Source organism: Actinomycetota bacterium, from assembly GCA_035759705.1.
In the GTDB taxonomy this organism is placed as follows: Bacteria; Actinomycetota; CADDZG01; order JAHWKV01; family JAHWKV01; genus JAJCYE01.
This window is the reverse complement of the sequence record DASTUJ010000115.1, coordinates 1-2,016: the sequence shown is the minus strand read 5'-3', so window position 1 is coordinate 2,016 and position 2,016 is coordinate 1. Positions and strand designations below refer to the sequence as shown.

Genomic DNA, 2,016 nt, shown 5'->3' with positions numbered 1-2,016 from the left:
AACCGGCCGCCTTCGTTGGGCTGCGAGCGCGGCGGTCGTGGACCACCGCAGGGACGAGGGAAGTAAATCACGACCGGACGGGGCTGCCAAGGGACCTTTGGCCCTCTGACCTGGGCTTTTCCCCCTGTTGGAGGGTGTTGGAAAGCACCAACGGATCCCGTTGGAGCGCCCTCCCCTACCTAGCGCCGCCGGTCCCCGGGCTTATCCACAAGAAGTCAGGGCCAAAGAATTTCTGCCGTCACCGGGGCGATGGGGCCCGGTCCCTGCTCCTGATGGAGCAGCCGGGCCTCCGAAGCCGCCTCCAGGGTGGCCCTGATGGAAAGAGATCCGCCTCCTTCGACCGTCGCGAGGGTCCTGTTGGAAACGCCGGCTCCAACCGCGGTCAGCACCAGCCGGGGTCGCCCGCCGCCCGCCTGCCCGGTCAGGACGAAGGCGCCGGCCCCGCCGGGGACCAGCGCGAACGTGGCCTCGCACGCCGTCGCCTGGCAGGCGCCGGCGGGGCGCGACGGGGTGACGACCGTGGTGGCCCGGCTGGCCGGCACGTAGCTCACGGCGACCTCCTCGACCGTCGCCGGCGCGCCGGTGGCCCGCAGCTCGACCCCTCCGAGGAAGGGCAGCTCCACCGTCCCGCCGGCGGGCAGGTCGGCACAGGCGCCGTCGTTCGGGGAGGGAATCGAGAGGGTGATCGGGCACGCCGACACCGCCCCTCCCCCACCCCGCCGGCGCACGGTCAGGCGCTCCGACGACGACCGAACGAGGACGCGCAAACCGGTGCCGCCGGCCCGCACGTCCGGCAGTGAGAAGCCGCTCACCCGGAAGCTGACCGACCCCGCCGGGACGATCGTCGTGGTGCTCGACGGCGCCGGCGCGGCCGTCGTCGAGGAGGAGCGCACCGCCGAGGTCGACGTCGTCTCCCGGGTCTGGAAGGAGCTCCGGTCGCCCGTGCTGCACGCGCCGGCGACGAGCGCGGCGGCAGCGACGGCGAGGGCAGGTCCAGCGCGCACGGGGTGGGCCCGGCTGGGATCGAACCAGCGACCGACGGATTATGAGTCCGCTGCTCTGACCGACTGAGCTACGGGCCCCGTGGGGGTCGAACCTAGTGGTCTCGCTCCGGGGGTGGGACTCGAACCCACAACAAACGGCTTAACAGGCCGGTGCTCTGCCGATTGAGCTACCCCGGAATCGTCGACGATCGTAGCAGCGCCGGCACCGCCTCCCGGAGTTCCAACACATCGACGCTTGCGTCCCGGGGTACAACAGAGCCATGAGATTCCGTTTGGGGTTTGTGACAGGAATGGCGACCGGGTATTACCTCGGTGCGAAGGCCGGCCGCCAGCGTTATGACCAGATCAACAGGACCGTCGCCAAGATCAAGCGATCGGAGGCCTACGAAGAGGTCACCGAATTGGCGAAGGCCAAAGTCGAAGAGGCGGCGGAAAAGGCGAAGTCCGCGGTCGAAGAAGGGGTCGAAAAAGCCCGCGCCGTGGTCGAGTCGCGCACCGAGGGCAACTCCAACGGCAGTGCCGCCGAGGTCACCGACCTCGGGGGTTACTCCTCGTCGAGGTAGTCCCGCAGCTTCTGGCTGCGGATGGGGTGGCGCAGCTTGGCGAGGGTCTTGGCCTCGATCTGGCGGATGCGCTCGCGGGTCACGCCGAACTCCTTGCCCACCTCTTCGAGGGTCCGGATCTGCCCGTCGTCGAGCCCGAAGCGCAGGCGCACGACCTGGCGCTCGCGCTCGGTGAGCTCCTCGAGCGCCTCCCCCACCGCCTCCGAGAGCAGGGCGCGGGTGGCGGCGTCGGCGGGGGCGACGGCCTGCTGGTCCTCGATGAAATCGCCCAGGTGGCTGTCGTCCTCGGAGCCCACCGGGGTCTCCAGCGACACCGGCTCCTGGGCGATGCGCTGGATCTCGCGCACCCGCGCCGGGGGCATGCCGACCTTGTCGGCCACCTCCTCGACGGTGGGCTCGCGGCCGATCTCCTGGAGCAGGAGGCGCTGCATCCGCAGCACGGTGTTGAT

The 2,016-nt window shown here is 70.4% G+C and carries 3 protein-coding genes and 2 tRNA genes; 1 reads left to right on the top strand and 4 read right to left on the bottom strand.

The window, feature by feature from the left end; genetic code table 11:
• Positions 1-215 precede the first annotated feature (215 nt).
• From VFV09_07910 to VFV09_07900, 3 genes are all read right to left on the bottom strand, one after another.
• On the bottom strand, positions 216-1,004 hold the full coding sequence (locus VFV09_07910) for a hypothetical protein (protein ID HEU4867635.1): 789 nt from the start codon (positions 1,002-1,004) through the stop codon (positions 216-218).
• A gap of 4 nt (positions 1,005-1,008) precedes the next feature.
• Positions 1,009-1,082, bottom strand: a tRNA-Ile gene (locus VFV09_07905).
• Positions 1,083-1,108: 26 nt separating this feature from the next.
• A tRNA-Asn gene (locus VFV09_07900) sits at positions 1,109-1,181 on the bottom strand.
• 83 nt (positions 1,182-1,264) lie between these two features.
• Between VFV09_07900 and VFV09_07895 the strand changes: the two genes are divergently transcribed.
• Positions 1,265-1,567: a hypothetical protein gene (locus VFV09_07895; protein ID HEU4867634.1), complete on the top strand. Its 303-nt coding sequence runs from the start codon at positions 1,265-1,267 to the stop codon at positions 1,565-1,567.
• On the opposite strand, the gene VFV09_07890 is transcribed toward VFV09_07895, so the two are convergent.
• Positions 1,549-2,016 (bottom strand): sigma-70 family RNA polymerase sigma factor (locus VFV09_07890; GenBank protein HEU4867633.1); only part of this gene is annotated, 468 nt, incomplete at its 5' end. The genes VFV09_07895 and VFV09_07890 overlap by 19 nt on opposite strands.